Genomic DNA, 18,474 nt, shown 5'->3' on the forward strand with positions numbered 1-18,474 from the left:
TTTTAGAAAAACTGTTTTTTGCCTCTTTCTTCTTTAATCAATTCTACTGCTTCACGAAAACGCTGGGAATGCACAATTTCGCGTTCTCGTAAAAAACGAAGGCCATCGTTTAAATCCGGGTCATCACTTAAATTAATAATCCATTGATAAGTGGCTCGAGCTTTTTCTTCAGCTGCGATATCTTCATACAAATCGGCGATCGGATCTCCTTTGGCCTGAATATATTCCGCTTTCCAAGGATTTCCGGACGCGCTTTGATAAAATAACGCTTCGCTGTGATTCACATAATGATCCCCTAACCCCGCTTCTTTCATTTGTTCCGGTGTAGCGTCTTTGGTTAATTTGTACACCATGGTGGCAATCATTTCAAGATGAGCCAATTCTTCCGTTCCAATATCGGTTAATAGTCCAATGACTTTATCGGGAATGGTGTAGCGTTGATTTAAGTATCGGAGTGCTGCGGCTAATTCGCCATCTGCACCCCCGTATTGTTCGATGAGAAATTTCGCCAGCATCGGGTTGCAGCTGCTGACCTTTACTGGGTACTGAAGCTTTTTTTCGTACACCCACATAGAATGACAACACTCCTTTCTTGTTGCTTTCAGGCATGATTAGAAAGCCCTGCATAAAAATCAAGAAGTAGTTCGAGCATCAGGGCACAGAAAAAGCGGCGAGATTGGTTTAAACTTGCCAAGGCCATGGAGCTTCTTTCCAATCCCACGGATAACGGGCATAACTGTACCCGAAGCTGGTTAAGGATCCGTGTTGAAGTTCAAAAGCTTTTTTCACTTGTTTCCGTTGTTTGATCTGCCAGTTATATTGCAGAACGGCATCGTAATCATCAGGATGGGTGTCCAAATAGAGGGCTAGTTCTAAAATGGCGAAGTCAATGGCCTGCAGATCCTCTAAATCTTTGTAATAATTAGGTGGCTTCTTCATTTTCTCTAACCCCCTTTGGTTGTTCGTATGGACCGTAATATGGATCATAGAAAATTTTAAACAATGTCCCTTTTTTTAAAGCTTCTATTGGTGAAAATTGCGGAGTATTCGGTGGCTGGAATCCTATATATAAATTCGGCGGAGTAGAATACGTTTTGATCGTCTTAGGCGGGCATGGATCAAAGGGACTAACATACGGTTTATAGCTTTTAAATGGAGTGAAGCCTTTAAAATGTGTCACACGATCACCCTCCTCGCATAGATCTCAATCTATTGTATGGAGCTGTTTTGTCCCTCATGCCAACAAATTCTGATGTCGTGAGATTTTAGCCGGATGATGCAGGAAGTTTTTTTGCGGCTTCCTCATACGATGAATATAGGAGGAGGTGGTTCCATGCCCTGGAGTGTATCGCTTTTTGTTTGCGGAACTGTTTAGTTGGATGTATATTTTTTGCTTGCCAAGTCCGGAAGCCTTTTCATGGTCTCTTTTGTTATTAGCATTTATATTAAAGCCGATGAAGTTTTTTCTCGCAACGGTAGCGTTTATGGTGGCTTTTGTATTGAATGGAAATCTGCTTGAATGGGAAGTGAAAGGGCTGTATCGGTTGTTTATGAAGAACATCAATATTTGGGGATGTTTTTTCTTTCTGCATTTTGCTTCTTTTGTCGTGATGGCTTGGTTCTTTTTTTGGGAAACAGCCATTCTTTGCTTTTTCTCTATTCTGTATGGAATCATTTCCATAGATTTTCAAAAATTGAGAGAGATGCAATGATGGATGGTTCCGATAGTGATCAGCAGCTCTCAATTGATTGCCGTTAGGTATGAGCAATGAACGAAGTGAAATAAAATACTCTTTCATTTCTTTAAATGTTAAATTCCTTATTACTTTTTGTTCCAATCGCTGGCTGGATCCGATATGAAATAACAGTGAGGAGTAACCTTACAAAGAATTATGTTTCAAGGCAAAGTTATACAAAGGTTCATTATCATTTTTTTGACGTCCTTACTATATGGGTGTCCTGGCATTTAGGTCTTTGCGAGAAAAATATGTCAGAAAAACTGACAAAAGTGCTGATAAAATTTTTGAAATATAATTTAATAATGACATAAAATTCTTGAAAACAATCAATTTTGAAATTTATTTTTGGAATCATCAAACTGTTGACGGCGAATTATTAATCATATTGGGTAAAAGGAAAAATGAATATTAAAATATCCAAGATGGATATATAAAAACAACTATAATAATCTGAATTTTCGGATAATATATGGTTTTGTTAACAGTAAATAGCCAATTGGAATACCAGATTTCCATATGGTTTAAAATTGGCCGGGTAAATTCTTGAAATATAAGCCATTGACAGCGAATAGCGAAAACCTGGAAATTTTAGGATGTGATGATAGTGGAAGGTCAATCCATTATAAGTGTTGGAATCGACATCGGTACTAGTACGACAAAATTTATTGTCAGTCATTTAAAATATGCAAAAGTATCCAGCCATTTTTCTTTACCTCGCTATGAAATTGTTGAGAGAAAAATTATGTATGAAAGTCCTATGTATTCAACGCCGTTAAAAGGGAACAGAGATGAAATTGATTTGAGAGCTCTTGCGAAATGGCTTGAAGAGCAATATAAACAAGCAGGAGTAAATTTATCGGAAGTAAAATCTGGCGCTGTGATTATAACAGGTGATACCGCGACGAAAAAAAATGCGGAGAGCATCCTGCATTATTTAGCTGATAAATCGGGCGATTTTGTCGTTGCAGTTGCTGGCGCTAGTTTGGAAGCGTTACTTGCTGGCAAAGGATCTGGTGCTTTTTTGCGATCTAAAGAGATAAAAGGATCAGTTGCTAACATTGATATTGGGGGAGGAACAGCAAATGTTGTCGTTTTTCGGAGAGGAAAAGTATTAGGTACCATTACGTACCATGTTGGTGGGAGATTAATCGAATTGGATGAGAATGGCAAAATTACGTTTATATCTTCTTCTATTCAACCATGGTTATGTTTGAAAAACTATCGATTGCAACTAAATCAAAAAATGACTTTTAAAGAAATGCGACAAATTGTTCAAGAAATGTGCAAAGATATGGTGAATTCTTTAATTAATGAGAAACCCATTAGGCTGGATGATCCATTGATTCATAGTACGACTTTTCAAGTGATTCCTTCTATCGATGAGGTGGTGATTTCCGGAGGAATTGGCAAGTTGCTTGAAAAAGAATCTCCTAAAACTCTCTATGACACCGCTGTTTACGGAGATATTGGTCCTCTTCTTGCACACGAAGTAGTAAAGGCGATTGAAAAGAGTTCATTAAAAATAATACATGCAAAGCAAACTTCTCGCGCAACAGTCATTGGCGCTGGAACGCAAAGTACAGAAATTAGCGGAGCTACTATCCATGTTTCCTCATCACGTCTCCCACTCCGCAATCTACCCATCATGACGATTGAATTCAACAATGTCCAAAGTAAAAACGGAGATTATATCCATCAACAAATAAAAAGGGCCATGATGGAGTGGAAGCAATACTTTCAAGAAGAACAAGAAACTCCTATTGGTATTCATATTCGAGGAATTGCTTATTGTTCCTATCAGATTTTAAAAGAGATGGCTAGAACATTATTTTCGCTTTATGAACAATACTTTCCGAAAAATTCTGTTTTAGTAGTAATGTGTGAAAACGATATAGCAAAAGCGCTTGGACAATTGCTTGTACTTCAATCTAACCATAAAATAGACATCATTTCGATTGATCAAGTTGTAGTCGAACAAGGTGACTACATTGATATAGGAGAAATGATCAATCAAAGTGTGGTTCCTGTGGTTATCAAAACATTGGCTTTTATGAAAAATGAGGAGGTGACTCCACTTGAAAACAACGATCACGTTAATGGATAAAACTTATCATTTTAAAAGTTTGAAAGAAATTATGGCTAAAGCGAATGAAGAAAAATCAGGCGACCAGCTGGCAGGGATACAAGCCCAAGATGCACAGGAGCGTATTGCGGCAAGGCATGTTTTATCAGAGCTAACTCTTGCTGATATTCGTAATAACCCTCTACTGCCTCCGGAAGAGGATGAGGTGTCACGTGTCATCGAGGAAGGAATTAATGAAAAAATTTACGCATCCATTCGAAACTGGTCAATAGCGGAACTTCGGGAATACCTTTTATCGCCGATAGTAACAAATAACGAAATCGCTCATATTCGCCGAGGATTAACAAGCGAGATGATTGCCGCCGTAACAAAGATCATGACAAATTTAGATTTAATACAAGCAGCATCAAAAATCACTGTAGAAACACGTTGCAACACAACGATTGGTCAAAAGGGACGATTAGCAGGAAGGGCGCAGCCTAATCATCCTAATGATCATTTACAAGGGATAAAGGCAGCGATTTTTGAGGCATTGAGTTACGGCGTTGGGGATGCGGTGATTGGTATTAATCCGGTTATTGATACGGTAGACAGTGTAAAGGCGATTTTAAATATGACAAAGGATTTAATGGATAGATGGGATATTCCAACACAAAACTGTGTTTTAGCCCATGTAACAACCCAGATGAGGGCAATCAAGCAGGGAGGGACAGCGGATTTATTGTTTCAAAGTTTAGCAGGAACGGAATTAGGTAACAAAGCGTTTGGGATTAATGTTGAACTTCTTGATGAAGCAAATGAGCTAATTTTGAAGGAAGGAACGGCTGCTGGTCCGAATGTATGGTATTTCGAAACGGGACAGGGATCAGAACTGTCAGCAAATGCACATCACGGTATTGATCAACTTACGCTAGAAGCCAGGTGCTATGGCCTTGCTAAGCGATATAAGCCGTTTATAGTGAACACGGTGGTGGGTTTTATCGGTCCTGAGTATTTATACAATAGTAAGCAAGTGATTCGCGCGGGACTTGAAGATCATTTTATGGGAAAACTTCATGGTTTGCCGATGGGAGTGGATGTTTGTTACACCAATCATATGAAAGCGGACCAAAATGACATGGAAAATTTAGCAGTCTTGTTGGCTTCGGCCGGTGCCAATTTCTTAATAGGTGTAGCTATGGCAGATGATTGTATGCTAAATTATCAATCTCTTAGCTTCCATGACATTGCCACGCTAAGAGAATTGCTTCACTTGCGACCTGCTCCGGAATTTGAAAGATGGTTAGAAAAAAAGGGGATTATGGAGAACGGAAAGTTAACTTCGATAGCCGGTGATCCCACTTTGTTTTTATAAATGGATAAAACGGTAAGGGTGGTATGTAATATGAACGAACCGGATATTCAACAAGAAAAAGGGATGATTGAACAGACTGGACTATCTCAGCCATCGATAGATAAAATCGATAGAGACGAAAATGAAAAAAGTTTTCATTACACTGCGAGTGACTGGTTAACAAACGTCCCAAATCCAAAATTTTCAGAAGGAATTGACGAATTGCGAAAAGCAACTCCTGCACGCATTGGTCTATGGAGAACGGGAACTCGTCCATTGACGAAAACAATTTTAAAATTTCAGCTTGATCATGCAGCAGCCGTTGATGCTGTAAACGGAAATGTCTCTGATCATTTACTTAAAGAATTTAACTTATTTACAGTAGAGACTTGTTGTGAAAATAAAGAAGTTTATTTAAAGAGGCCAGATAAAGGTCGGGTTCTTACAGAAGAGGCAGTCAAAACGATCCAAAAAAAATGTGTGAAACATCCTCAAGTACAAATTGTTGTTTCCGATGGGTTAAGCGCAAGCGCGATTGATGCCAATCTAAGAGATATTTATCCGGCGTTATTGGATTCATTAGAAGTTAATGGGTTAACACAAGGAACTCCCTTTTTTGTAAAAGGTGGAAGAGTAGCGTGTATGGATCATATTGGTGAAATTTTGCAGCCGGCAGTTTTTGTTCTTTTAATAGGGGAGAGACCGGGGCTTGTTTCCGCCAATTCTATGAGTGCCTATATGTGCTATAGACCAAGAAAAGGAATGATAGAGTCTGAGAGAACAGTGATTTCTAATATTCATTCAGGAGGCACTCCCCCTGTTGAAGCAGGGGCCTACATTGGCACCGTTTTACGTAAAATGATTGATCAGAAAGCCAGTGGAGTTCGTCTGGAACTATAGTGATCATTTGAAGGGGAAGGATAGAATGACAAATAATACGAATAACCATTTAAACAAAGAATTAAGACCAATCCATTTGTGGGGAATCGCAGTAGGAATGGTGATTTCAGGCCAGTATTTCGGATGGAATTACGGATTTGAGCAAGGAGGAACGATAGGATTAGCAATTGCTTCAATGATTGTCATCATTTTTTATACGACTTTCATATTTAGTTATTCAGAACTCTCTACATCCATTCCACACGCTGGGGGGCCATCCGCCTATGCAAGAAAAGCAATGGGTCCTTATATGGGATTTTTAACGGGTTTAGCCTGTTTGCTTGAATTTGTTTTTGCTCCACCTGCTATTGCTGTTGCGACAGGTGCCTACATTCACTTTTTAATTCCAAATATCGACGCTGTGTATGCTACAGTAGCCGTATTTTCATTTTTTATTTTAATAAATCTAATAGGAGTAAAAGAAGCCGCAATCATTGAGCTCGTTGCCACCGTTTTAGCGTTGATCGGTTTAATTATATACTACGCTGCAGGGCTGCCGCATATAAAGAGTTCAAATTTAATGGGGGACCTCTCATTTTCTAACGGCTGGACTGGAGTCTTTTCCTCTATTCCTTTTGCCATTTGGTTTTTCCTTGCAATTGAGGGAGGGGCAATGGCAGCGGAAGAAGTTCGTAACCCTAAAAAAGATATACCTAAAGGATTTATTTCTGGAATTTGTACATTAGCAGTTGCAACAGTTTTCACGTTGATTGTGACTTCGGGACTTGGTGGAGGAGAAGGAAAACCTGCAGATTATCCACTTCCGCAAGCATTGGCCAGCGTTTATGGTGAAAACAATATCATACCAATAACTGTCGCCGTTATTGGATTATTTGGATTAATAGCAAGCCTGCACGGTATCATTATTGGCTACTCCCGCCAAACGTTTGCGTTAGCCAGAGCGGGATATCTGCCGAGATTCCTTTCAGAAATTTCAAAAAAAGGCGTTCCGCATTGGGGATTAATCGTACCGGGGATCATAGGAGTAGCTAGTGCCGGTTCAGCTAGTTTCGCTAATTCTTTGATTATTTTATCTGTATTTGGCGCAATAACGATGTATTGCTTGAGTCTCATATCACTATTTGTATTACGCAAAAAAGAACCACATATGGAACGACCTTTCAAGGTAAGTTATCCAGTTGTACCGGGAATAGCACTCTTTTTAGGAATTATTTCGTTCTTTTGCGTGTTAAAATATAGCGTTTTAACAACCAATCTCCCTATCGTTGGAGTCAAAATTCCATTAATCGCTGTCATTTTGTTCGTATTTGGCGCAGGAAGTATTTACTACTTATTAGTAGGAGCAAAGAAAATTCGTCCTATATCCGAGGAATTTGTCTCTATCGAAGACGTCGCACCTAGTCAGAAGAATGTATCGTTATAAAAAGAGGTTTATTGCTGCTCTTCCCCTTATCAGGGAAGAGTTTTTACATTTTTAAGTACAAAGATGGGCAATCCATACACTGAACAGCAACTGGACATCTTGGCAATAACCAACAAAAGAAAATGCTTAAAACGGAGAATGGAAGCAGCAGCCATCCAATCGATCTTCACAAGTTCGTTGCCGAGTACAACTAGAAGAAAGGAAATCATACTTTCTGGAAAACAATGTGAGAAAATATGACAATTAATTTCCCGATCAGAAATGGGATTGATGAATGAAAAATGGTGAAATATTCATTTGAATGCTTCGCATCACCACCATTTGCACTCTTTATAAAGACCTTTAAGCCTTCTTGTTTATAAGAAATGTGCATGAAATAAAATGAATTTCTGTAAATAAATCTCACTCATACTCTTTGTTCGGAAAAATATGTGATATAAAATAACATTATTATGGAAATATTATGAATATTAACATATAATAAAAATAAGTGTAACGAGCTTAAAGGAGGGGATAACCGTGACTATAAAAAGTGAATCCTACAAAGATAAAAAAGTGATTTCCATTGGTACTGTTAGTGAGATCACAGGATTGTCGGAACGGCAAATTCGTTATTATGAGGAACGGAAATTGATATTTGAGCATTTTGCAAAATTAGATTTTTTGGATAAAAGTATAAAAAATAAAGCACTCGACAAATAGTTACCAGCATGTTATTTTACAAAATATTACAATAATCTTGTTTTCGGGCATACCTACAGAATTTTTCACATTGAATTTTTTTTAAGCGGCTTTCTTCCCTTTATTTTCCTTTGCCATCGCTAGCGCTGAAACAAGTAATACAATAGCGTTCAGGTAAATATGGGTCTTTACTTTTTCAATTCCCCATACATGTAGGGAGTTCGCCGTAAGGTAGCTTTTCATTCTTGAATTACAGCGTTCTACACTTGTCCTCTCGTTGTAAAGCTCTTTCCAACGTTTTGTATCACGGTGCGGATTGGAATATCGGCGCACATCCTTTTTGATGTCGACTTTTACCACCATTCCATAGTTGGAAGATGAACAGGCTGCCATTCCTAATGGGCAATCCACTTTGCCGGTTGCGTGAGGACATCTGAACTTGAGCTGGTCCTTATCAGCTCCCCAATAAGTCATTTCATAACCCATGGAACAACGCGGAGTTCCATTGGAAGAAATCCCTTCAGGAGGCTCTTTTTCGTTGCGCAAATTGAGCGGGATAATGGCTTGCGCTCCAATGTTTTTGGCTGATTCATAGTTTTTTAGTTGGTCATATCCGCCATCCATGATCAGAAATTCAATTTTGGATTTGGTACGCTCTGCCACTTGCTCTATTCATTCTGGTGCGACTTCTCCATCGTTCACATGGGCAGGGGTTACTTTTATGGCCATTGGCAGTTCGCTTGCGGTATCGACTGAAAGATGCATCTTATAGCCAAACCAGGTAATTTTATTGCCGAAGGAATCATATTTTGCGCCCCAATTGGCATTACCCGTTTGTTCACTACGCTTTTTGGGCTGTTTCTTTTCATAGGCATCAATGGCGGCACTGTCGATGGCCTGGTGGCTGCCGTCAATTATTCCTTCCTCCTGAGCTAACTGTACCAAGTCAAGGAAGATCTTTTCAGCCAGCTTTTTTTTGGTAAGTGCCGCAAAAACCCGGCTGAGAGTGGAGATAGACGGTGCGGGGCGATCAATCGATAAACCGCATTGATAACGGAAACGAAGGTCTTTATCCAATCGATGATGAAGGGCGGTAAAGGTGTCGATGCCTTCGAGTGGGGCAGCGATGAGAGCCCTTAGAATCCCTTCTCTGGAATGACCGTCAGCCCCTCGGGGTGAAGAACTTCTCAACTGTTTAGCATAAGGGCGTAAATCAAGCGAGCTAAAAAAGATAGGTAATTTCTCTTTTGACTCTAATTTTTGCAGTTCTTCAAAGGAAAATAGGCTTTCTTGTAGAATATACAAAGTGACTTCCTCCTTTTGAATTTTTGTGGTTTCGTCACTTCAAAAATTCTACATTTTAGGGGTGAAGTCCTTTTTTGTGTCTTTGAAATCCTTATGGCTCTTGGGTCAAAAAATATGCAAAATGCTCATTTCCTTATCGTACAAAGAAAGGAACAAGAAAATATTCATTCAGCGATGTGGAACGCCTGATGGAGATCGCTGAGATGATCGAAGAAGGAGTTCAGACATTTGAAATTCGAAAAAAGATATTAAAAAAAGAAAAAGAAGCCGTCCGAGAAAAAATGATTCGCGGACAATTAAATGCAAGATTCGGTGTTCTGAGAATGCCGTAACTCGATGAAAAAGTGCCATGTTCGTAATGGCATTACATCTCAACAGTCAAGTTTAATCTAATATTCATTTCTCTAACAATGTATTATTTGTCATCGCCCATTCCTCTTTTGTAGAGCATCATAGGTTCGCTTGCCGTTTCAAAAGTACTAACTGCCTTCAAAAATACAATAAGGTGATCAGATCAGGTGTTATGTTCGTCTTTTGTGCTTGTTATGCTATCATTGTGGGAATTTTTGGGTGAAAAAACAAGAATATTGCGAATGATTGCAAATTAAAAATGCAGGCGTGACAAAAAGGCGGAAAATGAGCTGACAATATGAAGGAATGGCTTAGCCTTATAAAACTGTCACGCCTCGCAAAGAATAGGAGACAGTCCAGAATGATTTTGACAAAAGGTTTTGTCCATTCAAACACGTTCATGAATCCTGCTAAAAATTGATCCCCATTCGATTAAGAGAATATAGATACAATAAATGATGAAAACATTTTTTGTTTACCTTTTTATCATTACTTTTCCATACAAAATAGACTGGAACCACGGCTCAGCACTCTTGCGAATCGTCCTTTTTAAACAGTACACCACTCTCCTGCAAATTTTCACAACTTCGCTTTATATTGAATATTGTCAAGTAATAAAAGGGGAGCGTTCAAAGTCGTGCCGGCAGACGGATGTGAAAATTTTTATTAGATCATCTGATATTTAAATGAATACGGAGACAGAGGATAAAGTATCCTTGATGTTAAGTGGGTATACCCACGGGAAATAAATTGGGTGATTGGGTTTAGGATATTACGGGAAAAGGAAAATGTGGAGGTAAAAATTCGATCATTTTGATCGGCAACGGCTTGGACATGATTTCTTTGAGGTTGGGATATCAGGCAGATACATATATATTGATGAACTCCAAAGGAAAAAAGTGTTTCTTAAAGCGAAGTGATAATGCCTTTCTGACACCATCTTTGCTGCCTAACATAATATACTCATAAGAGTTCACACTCAGGGGGCAGCCATGTGATGAATATAGAGCGATTGTCAAAAAATACGGTTAAACTATCGATATCCTTTGAAGAATTGCATGAAAAAGGATTCGCTAAGAAGCAGATGGTGGAAGAGGATGCTTTTTTTTGGCATGAACTGTTTGAAGAATTGATTGAAGAAATTGAAAAGCGTTACCATTTTGCGTATGATGGTCCGGTGGCTATTGAGATCCATACTTTAACGGAGGAAGAAGTAACACTCATATTTACACTTGACTTTTTGGATAATGACGATCATACAAATGATGCCATTGAAGAGTTGCATGCTGGATGGAAACGAGAGTTCACGCCTTTTTCCATTTATAAATGTACGGATTTTGAAGAGATTATCCAGCTTGCTCAGCGTATAGCAAAAATGAGAATGGTGATTCCTTCGAGGATTTTTTGGAAAGATCCCTTTTATTATGTGGCGGTCGACTTTTCTCAAGAAGGGATGAAAAAAAATCTGGAGCCTGTTATTTTGGAATATGCAGAGCGATCTCGTCTCACGATTCATTATTTGGAGGAATACGGAAAAATAATTTTTTCCAATAAAGGGATTGAAAACGTCTATAAATTATTTCCGGGATAAAAAGAGTCTTACCAAAAGGCTCTTTTTATAAGCCTGTTTTTATTTTCTGTTTTATTCGGCTTTTTCCATGTGGCGAGGAATCATGTTCTGTAAAAATGACCGGGATCTATTCAAAACATATGATGGAAATGAGGTACATATTCCCTGCGAACGGGAAGATGAAATTCCAATGGCCGCTTTTTGATCAGAAATCCCAGATTTTTGATTGCATTTCAAGGATTCTAGTGTATACTATGACGTGAATTATAGCGTGAGAATGGGAAGATGGATAGGACAGAATGGATTAAAAGAGCCATTTTGCATTTTTGCTGTTTTTGAAACAAATGAAACGAAAAAAAGCAATATATAAATTTCCAGTAAAATAAAGTGGTGAACGGAACGACCGTACGACGTGCAATCCTTAAGGAACTGTTTTCTTGCACGAAGGAACAGTGACATATATTGAAAAAATTCCCCGATTGCCAATGATTATTAGTGTTTTCCAATTTGTCATCACAATATTGATTGAAATGCGGGGAAACATTGGATTTACCGGGACTTTGTATATGGCGGGAGCGAAAATAGACGATCGTTTGGAATATATGAAATGTTTTAAAGAATCCGAATGAAAAATGTCTGAATGGACTTTTATCAGCAGTACCACTTCTTTGTTGTACGGTAGGAGAAAGGGTGAAATGGAATGTTGAAGGAAGAATGCATCATTATTGGAGGAGGGCCATGCGGTTTGGCGGCGGCCATCTCGTTAAAAGAAACAGGAAAAAATCCGCTCATTATTGAAAAAGGAAATATTGTGGATACGATTTATCGTTTTCCCACTCATCAAACTTTTTTCAGTTCAAGCGATAAACTGGCAATTGGCGATGTTCCTTTTATAACGGTGGAACGGAAACCAAAAAGAAACGATGCCTTAACGTATTATCGTGAAGTGGTGAAAAGAAAACAGCTTCGCATCCATCGTTTCGAAGAAGTAAAAGACGTGACGAAACAATCGAACGGAACCTTTTTCGTCAAAACGACAAAAGAAGTGTATGAAACTCCATATGTTGTTGTCGCAACTGGCTATTACGACCATCCCAATTATATGAATATACCAGGAGAAGAATTGGACAAAGTTTATCATTATTTCAAAGAAGCTCATCCGTTTTTTGATACTGATGTCGTCGTGATCGGCGGCAAAAATTCGGCTGTTGATGCTGCATTGGAGCTGCATAAATCAGGAGCGAGAGTAACGGTTTTATACAGAGGAAAACAATATTCGGAAAGTATAAAACCGTGGATTTTGCCGGAATTTGATTCCTTGATACGTCATGGAGAAATTGTGATGGAATTCAACGCCCATGTGAAAGAGATCAAGCAAAACTCAGTTCTATATACGGTTGGAAGTATTGAAAAAGAAATCGCAAATGATTTTGTATTTGCCATGACCGGGTATCATCCTGACCATGAATTCATCAGCAAAATGGGAGTGGAGATTATACCGGAAACAGGAAGGCCAAACTATAATCCCGATACGATGGAAACGAATGTTGAAGGGATCTTTATCGCAGGCGTGATTGCTGCCGGGAACAATGCCAATGAAATTTTTATAGAAAATGGCCGTTTTCATGGCGAACTCATAGCAGCGGCGATTGCAGAAAAAGAAAAAGCAAGCTAAACAATGCGACCGTCTGCTAGTTTCATAGAATGAAAAGGACAAATGGATTCATTGGTTTCATTTGTCCTTTTGCTGTTTCCCATTCGACTTTCATTGATGATTCAGGATACAGTACCCAATAAAATAGGGATTACTGCAAAACCGAATGGAGATGAAATCTTAAAGTGTTTGCAAAATCATTCGCCTAAATCGTAAGATGTGCAAATGCCCTCGCCAGATTGTATTGTTTAAAAAGGTTCTTTGCTTGTTAATCCATGCTGAATGAATTGTGCGACACATATTATTTCTAATTTTAAAAAAATTGCAAAAAACAACTTTAAACAACAAAATGAGTATGATAGTATAAAAAAAAATATTTTTATAAGCAGGTCATCAGATGACCAGTTAACCTGTAATGATGAGTCAAAGTAAACAAGGGGGGAGGATATAAAAAAGCAAGAAGTTATAACGTTATTATTGGCAAAAAAATAAGAATATTCTTATTTGATATGAACAAAGGAAAGGGAGAGAATGATGGAGAAAAGTATGTGGAGAGTTTTAATTGCAAGCATAGTTGGCAGTGCCATTGAATGGTTTGATTATTTTTTATACGGAACCGTGGCATCGCTAGTTTTTAATCAGCTCTTTTTTGTCAGCAAAAGCCCCACGATCGGTTTATTAATCGCCTATACTTCTTTTGCTTTAGCGTTTTTTCTAAGACCTGTTGGCGGGATTATCTTTAGCCATATAGGAGATAAACTCGGGAGAAAGAAAACGTTAGTCTTAACGCTAAGCTTGATGGGGATTTCAACATTTGGCATGGGGATACTGCCTACCTATCAAGTGATTGGAATATGGGCTCCTATCTTTTTAACTTGCTTACGATTTATTCAAGGTTTAGCGCTTGGCGGAGAGTGGGGAGGATCCGTTTTATTAGCCGTGGAATATGCTCCAAAAGATAAAAGAGGATTGTTTGGCAGTGTTCCACAAATGGGTATTTCAGTAGGGTTGATATTAGGCACGCTAGCCCTTTCAGTAATGACGCTGCTGCCGGAAAAAGATTTTATGTCATGGGGATGGCGCGTTCCTTTTTTATTAAGTGCGATATTAGTTATTTTAGGGTTATGGATTAGAAAAGGAATTGAAGAGACCCCATCCTTTAAGAAAGCCCAAGAAAAAGGAGAAGTTTCCAAAATCCCATTAGTGGATACTCTTCGCTATCATTGGAAAGAAGTATTCATTGCAATGGGTACTAAAGTAGTGGAAACGGCACCATTTTATATATTTGGTACGTTTGTTGTTTCTTATGCCACTGCCAATTTACATTTTAGTAAAACGTCTGCTTTAACCGCTGTTCTTATTGGATCAGTCACGGCCACTATTTTAGCTCCTTTCATTGGAATGTTGTCTGATCGCATTGGACGTAAACCGATTTACGTTAGTGGAATTGTTTCGACTATTTTGTATGCGTTTCCATATTTTTGGTTGCTTCAACAAAAATCTGTAGCGCTGTTAATTATCGCAACGGTCATCGGTCTCGGTGTGATTTGGGGATCGATTAATGCTGTCCAAGGCACGATGTTTTCAGAGATCTTTTCAGCAAAAATAAGATATACAGGCATTTCGTTAGGCTATCAATTAGGAGCGGCAATTGCAGGGGGGACAGCACCATTAGTGGCAACCGCTTTATTAGCTGAATTTCATCAATCATATGTACCTGTTGCTCTTTATATCATTTTGGCTGCATTGATCAGTTCGATTGCTATATGGACAGTGAAAGACAGATCGAATCAAGAGATAGATAAAGAACTGCAGTTTGACGCTCGTTCGAACATATCTAAGATCGAAGGTTGAGGAATGGTTATTTAGATCTGTCTGTGAATGAATCGAGATGTTGAGATATATTTCGGAAATGATTCGTCGGCAGAATCTCTTCATGATCCATGGCTTTTACGCTTAAAATAAAATATGAATAATGGATAAGCGACTCAACCGCTTTGTTCATAATGGAAAACGCCATAACAAACAGGGGCTCCCTATATGGGAACCCCTATGACCATATTATGGGCGTTATTGTAAATTTTGCTGAGAAATTTGAGTGAGTGCCTCTCCGGCTTTTTCATTCGATTTTTCGCTGACGGATAGGTCGCCAAGAGCAACCATGCCAACAATTTGACCGTTTTCAACGACTGGAAGACGGCGGATTTGGTGTTGTGCCATTAATTGAGCCGCTTCTTCAACAGAAGCGTCAGGACTGACTGAAACGACATTATGAGTCATGACTTGCTCTACATTTTTGTTGGCATTGTCATCAGCTACCGCACGGATAGTTACATCGCGGTCCGTAATCATTCCAGTTACTTGGCCGTTTTCTACGACTGGCAGGGCACCGATATTCAATTGTTTCATTTTAGAGGCCACTGTTTGCAAGGAATCTTGACTAGAGCAGCTTTCAATATTGGATGACATGATATCACGCACTTTCATGACATTTCCTCCTTTAATGGTGTAGTCCATAAATAGTATTTGCTGCGTATTCAAACCTATTCAAAGAATTCCTTGCGGCCTGACTCTGACTCCGTTGATTACAATTGAAACATTTCTTCAATTTTTTGAACATCTTTCGTAATGGACAAAGCGATAAGCAATTTGATCCGGGCTTTTTGGCCGTTCAGACCATTCGAGAAAATAACGCCCAAATCTTTTAATTGTTTCCCTCCACCTTCATAGGCATACACATCCTCAGCAATTCCGTTAAAGCATCTAGAAACAAGAACGACCGGAATCCCCGCTTCCACAAGGCTTTTAATTCCTGGAACGGTAGCAGGAGGGACATTTCCTTGTCCGAGCGCTTCGATGACTACGCCATCATATCTTAAGTCTTTTAACGCATAAAACAAACTCGAATCCATGCCGGAATGAATTTTAAGTAATCCGATTTTTGGAGAAATGTCCAAAATCGGATAATGTTCCCTGGAGACGGGCGTATGATGAAAAAGAACCGCTCTTTTCGTGACAATGCCGATCGGACCATATTGAGGACTTTGAAAAGTTGAAACATTGCTTGCATGAGTTTTGGTGACGTTTTTGGCGGCATGAATCTCATCATTTAGGACGACCAATACTCCTTTGTCTTTTGCCTCCTCGCATGACGCCACTCTAATGGAAGAAATCAGATTGTATAGTCCGTCGGCCCCGATTTCATTGCTTGACCGCATGGCTCCGGTGAACACAATGGGAATAGAAGTTTGAACGGTAAGGTCCAGAAAATAGGCCGTTTCTTCCAGCGTATCTGTTCCGTGGGTGATCACAACCCCTTCAATCATCGAATGTTCTTTCAGTTTCTCTTCAATTAAGAGTTTCAACTCATACATTTCTTTTGTCGTAATATGAGGAGATGGAAGTTGAAATGGTTCTTCGGTGATGATATTGGCATATTGGTTCAATATTTTTTCAGCTTCTGTCAACGGATTTTTTTGCCGAGGAAGAACATTTCCTGTCTTCTTATCTTCTTGCATGGAAATGGTTCCTCCGGTATGAATGACTAATATCGTTTTCTTCAACAGAAAAACCTCCTACCTGCAATTTTTTAAATAGAAAATCATTTCATTTCTTTTCTTTACATGATAAATTTAACATGAAACTAAACAGATAGAAATGAGGACCATATATGTTTACTGTTTTATCCGCCGGAATTGCTCCGGGCCTAGCGCTCCTCTGTTATTTTTATTTAAAAGACCAGTATGAAACAGAACCTTTATTGATCGTTTTGAAAATGTTTATTTATGGTGGCTTTTTAACCTTGCCCGTCATGTTTATTCAATATGTGTTTTCCGCGGAAGGAATCGTTCATTCTGACTTTTTGCAAGCCTTTTTCTCATCGGGAATGATTGAAGAATTGTTTAAGTGGCTTGTTTTATTTTATGCCATATACGGACATGCAGAGTTTGATGAGCCATATGATGGCATTGTGTATGCAACTAGTGTGTCATTAGGTTTTGCCACTGTAGAAAATATTTTATATTTGATCGCAAATGGAGTTGAGTTTGCTTTTTCGAGAGCTTTGCTTCCGGTTTCCAGCCATGCTCTTTTTGGAGTCATAATGGGCTATTATTTGGGAAAATCGAAATTTTTTAGCCCCGGGAAAAAACGAACAGGTTTGTTTCTTTCTTTGTTTTTGCCTTTCGTACTTCATGGGCTTTACGATTATATATTATTTTTAAAGGAGACATGGATGTATGTCATCATACCGTTCATGCTGTTTTTATGGTGGCTTGGTCTCAAAAAAGTTAAAGATGCTCGCATTGTGACAGAACATTATAAAAAAGGTCTGTTGTCAAAATAGACTCCTCTTGTTTTGAGTGAGAAATAAGATGAATGGCATAAAAAGGCGATACGCGGTGTATCGTTCTTCTTTTTGTCTTTTTAGAGGCTGCTTTTTTCCGGAAAAGGATCTGAAAAACGATTCAAGTGAAAAATGAGTTCAGGATAGTCGGCAAGATTTCCTTGTGATCTCAATATGGAAAGATTTGAAACTCTTTCTAGTTTTTGTTGTTGGAAGTTTGGAATAAAAAGACAAGGATAACGAAAAATAGGGTTAATGTTAAAACAGGGTTTGGAGGTTTGCGACATGAAAAGTTGGAGATGGATCCTTTTAATGGGTCGGATGATGGTTATTTTAAGTTTCATTATTTTTTTCCCTTGTCAAAATCTTAGAGCAAATGCTTTTTCCAACCAGGTCATTCAAAGAGGAGCATTTGGTGATGATGTGATCGAACTTCAAGCACGGCTTCAATATATTGGATATTACCGTGGAAAAATTGATGGAGTTTTCGGGTGGGGAACTTATTGGGCGGTAAGAAATTTTCAAAATGCATTTGGTCTGCCGGTCGACGGATTGGTGGGTGACGCAACGAAACAAAAACTTGTAAAAGCTTCCAAATATGATGAAAACTATGTGAAAGAACAAATTTACAAAGGAAAAAATTTTACCTATTACGGGGGAACCGAGCAAACGAAAAATAGTGGCAGCGGCCAAATAAAACCTACTGCGGCAAACACTCCGCCCGGATTTTCTCAAAATGATATTCAACTGATGGCAAACGCGGTGTATGGCGAGGCGAGAGGAGAGCCTTATGAAGGACAAGTAGCAGTCGCTGCTGTCATTTTAAACCGTCTGAAACATCCGTCTTTTCCAAAAACGATTTCCGGTATCATTTTCGAACCTGGAGCTTTCACCGCCGTTTCAGACGGACAAATATGGCTGACTCCAAATGAGACAGCCAAAAGAGCTGTACTGGATGCGATTAATGGATGGGATCCAAGCGATGGAGCGATTTATTATTTCAATCCGGCCACGGCTACTAGCAAATGGATTTGGTCGCGTCCGCAAATCAAGCAAATTGGTAAACATATTTTCTGTCGGTAAAGGGGTG

The 18,474-nt window shown here is 38.9% G+C and carries 16 protein-coding genes and 3 pseudogenes; 13 read left to right on the forward strand and 6 right to left on the reverse strand.

Annotation, left to right across the window (positions count from 1 at the left end; all coding sequences use genetic code 11):
* Window positions 1-2: 2 nt before the first annotated feature.
* The 3 genes from N1I86_RS14645 to N1I86_RS14655 form a co-directional block, all read right to left on the reverse strand.
* Window positions 3-572 carry a manganese catalase family protein gene (locus tag N1I86_RS14645; RefSeq protein WP_341096920.1) on the reverse strand — a complete coding sequence of 190 codons (570 nt, stop codon included), beginning with the start codon at window positions 570-572 and terminating at the stop codon, window positions 3-5.
* Window positions 573-681: 109 nt separating this feature from the next.
* Window positions 682-939, reverse strand: a complete 258-nt coding sequence (locus N1I86_RS14650; protein WP_341096922.1) for a spore coat protein CotJB — start codon at window positions 937-939, stop codon at window positions 682-684.
* Window positions 923-1,180, reverse strand: a complete 258-nt coding sequence (locus N1I86_RS14655; RefSeq protein WP_341096924.1) for a spore coat associated protein CotJA — start codon at window positions 1,178-1,180, stop codon at window positions 923-925. Before N1I86_RS14655 ends, N1I86_RS14650 begins: the two co-directional genes overlap by 17 nt.
* 145 nt (window positions 1,181-1,325) lie before the next feature.
* On the opposite strand from N1I86_RS14655, the gene N1I86_RS14660 reads away from it, so the two are divergent.
* The 6 genes and pseudogenes from N1I86_RS14660 to N1I86_RS14685 all read left to right on the forward strand — a co-directional run.
* Window positions 1,326-1,712 (forward strand): hypothetical protein, encoded by a 387-nt coding sequence (locus tag N1I86_RS14660; RefSeq protein WP_341096926.1) that lies wholly within the window; start codon window positions 1,326-1,328, stop codon window positions 1,710-1,712.
* Window positions 1,713-2,343: 631 nt separating this feature from the next.
* Window positions 2,344-3,843 (forward strand): ethanolamine ammonia-lyase reactivating factor EutA, encoded by a 1,500-nt coding sequence (locus N1I86_RS14665; RefSeq protein WP_341096928.1) that lies wholly within the window; start codon window positions 2,344-2,346, stop codon window positions 3,841-3,843.
* Window positions 3,815-5,176: an ethanolamine ammonia-lyase subunit EutB gene (locus tag N1I86_RS14670; RefSeq protein ID WP_341096931.1), complete on the forward strand. Its 1,362-nt coding sequence runs from the start codon at window positions 3,815-3,817 to the stop codon at window positions 5,174-5,176. The genes N1I86_RS14665 and N1I86_RS14670 overlap by 29 nt, the downstream gene beginning before the upstream one ends.
* Before the next feature lie 30 nt (window positions 5,177-5,206).
* On the forward strand, window positions 5,207-6,055 hold the full coding sequence (gene eutC, locus N1I86_RS14675) for an ethanolamine ammonia-lyase subunit EutC (protein ID WP_048623592.1): 849 nt from the start codon (window positions 5,207-5,209) through the stop codon (window positions 6,053-6,055).
* A 25-nt stretch (window positions 6,056-6,080) separates the two neighbouring features.
* Window positions 6,081-7,478 carry an ethanolamine permease gene (gene eat, locus N1I86_RS14680; protein WP_341096933.1) on the forward strand — a complete coding sequence of 466 codons (1,398 nt, stop codon included), beginning with the start codon at window positions 6,081-6,083 and terminating at the stop codon, window positions 7,476-7,478.
* 519 nt (window positions 7,479-7,997) lie between these two features.
* A pseudogene (locus tag N1I86_RS14685) lies at window positions 7,998-8,117 on the forward strand (MerR family DNA-binding transcriptional regulator); the annotation flags it as partial.
* A gap of 144 nt (window positions 8,118-8,261) precedes the next feature.
* Here the strand turns inward: N1I86_RS14685 and N1I86_RS14690 are convergent.
* A pseudogene (locus N1I86_RS14690) lies at window positions 8,262-9,464 on the reverse strand (transposase).
* Between the two features lie 113 nt (window positions 9,465-9,577).
* Between N1I86_RS14690 and N1I86_RS14695 the strand changes: the two are divergent.
* The 5 genes and pseudogenes from N1I86_RS14695 to N1I86_RS14715 all read left to right on the forward strand — a co-directional run.
* A pseudogene (locus N1I86_RS14695) lies at window positions 9,578-9,796 on the forward strand (MerR family transcriptional regulator); the annotation flags it as partial.
* Window positions 9,797-10,812: 1,016 nt separating this feature from the next.
* On the forward strand, window positions 10,813-11,406 hold the full coding sequence (locus N1I86_RS14700) for an adaptor protein MecA (protein WP_270583508.1): 594 nt from the start codon (window positions 10,813-10,815) through the stop codon (window positions 11,404-11,406).
* A gap of 416 nt (window positions 11,407-11,822) precedes the next feature.
* Window positions 11,823-12,014, forward strand: coding sequence for a hypothetical protein (locus N1I86_RS14705; RefSeq protein WP_341096936.1), 192 nt, complete (start codon window positions 11,823-11,825; stop codon window positions 12,012-12,014).
* Window positions 12,015-12,085: 71 nt separating this feature from the next.
* Window positions 12,086-13,060 (forward strand): YpdA family putative bacillithiol disulfide reductase, encoded by a 975-nt coding sequence (locus N1I86_RS14710; RefSeq protein WP_270583500.1) that lies wholly within the window; start codon window positions 12,086-12,088, stop codon window positions 13,058-13,060.
* Window positions 13,061-13,570: 510 nt separating this feature from the next.
* Entirely contained in the window at window positions 13,571-14,893 is a 1,323-nt protein-coding gene (locus N1I86_RS14715; protein ID WP_412677250.1) for an MFS transporter, read from the forward strand.
* A 216-nt stretch (window positions 14,894-15,109) separates the two neighbouring features.
* On the opposite strand, the gene N1I86_RS14720 is transcribed toward N1I86_RS14715, so the two are convergent.
* Window positions 15,110-15,526: a CBS domain-containing protein gene (locus N1I86_RS14720; RefSeq protein ID WP_048623585.1), complete on the reverse strand. Its 417-nt coding sequence runs from the start codon at window positions 15,524-15,526 to the stop codon at window positions 15,110-15,112.
* 98 nt (window positions 15,527-15,624) lie between these two features.
* Complete coding sequence (locus N1I86_RS14725; protein WP_341096939.1) at window positions 15,625-16,602, reverse strand: asparaginase; 978 nt, start codon at window positions 16,600-16,602, stop codon at window positions 15,625-15,627.
* Between the two features lie 107 nt (window positions 16,603-16,709).
* On the opposite strand from N1I86_RS14725, the gene prsW reads away from it, so the two are divergent.
* Together prsW and sleB are read left to right on the forward strand one after the other, a co-directional pair.
* Window positions 16,710-17,384, forward strand: a complete 675-nt coding sequence (gene prsW / locus N1I86_RS14730) for a glutamic-type intramembrane protease PrsW (RefSeq protein WP_003355171.1) — start codon at window positions 16,710-16,712, stop codon at window positions 17,382-17,384.
* A 321-nt stretch (window positions 17,385-17,705) separates the two neighbouring features.
* A complete protein-coding gene (gene sleB, locus N1I86_RS14735) occupies window positions 17,706-18,467 on the forward strand; it encodes a spore cortex-lytic enzyme (protein ID WP_270583509.1) in 762 nt (253 codons plus the stop codon).
* The last annotated feature ends 7 nt before the right edge of the window (window positions 18,468-18,474 follow it).

The organism is Bacillus sp. FSL W8-0116, assembly GCF_038003825.1.
Classification (GTDB): Bacteria; Bacillota; Bacilli; order Bacillales; family DSM-4216; genus Bacillus_O; species Bacillus_O smithii.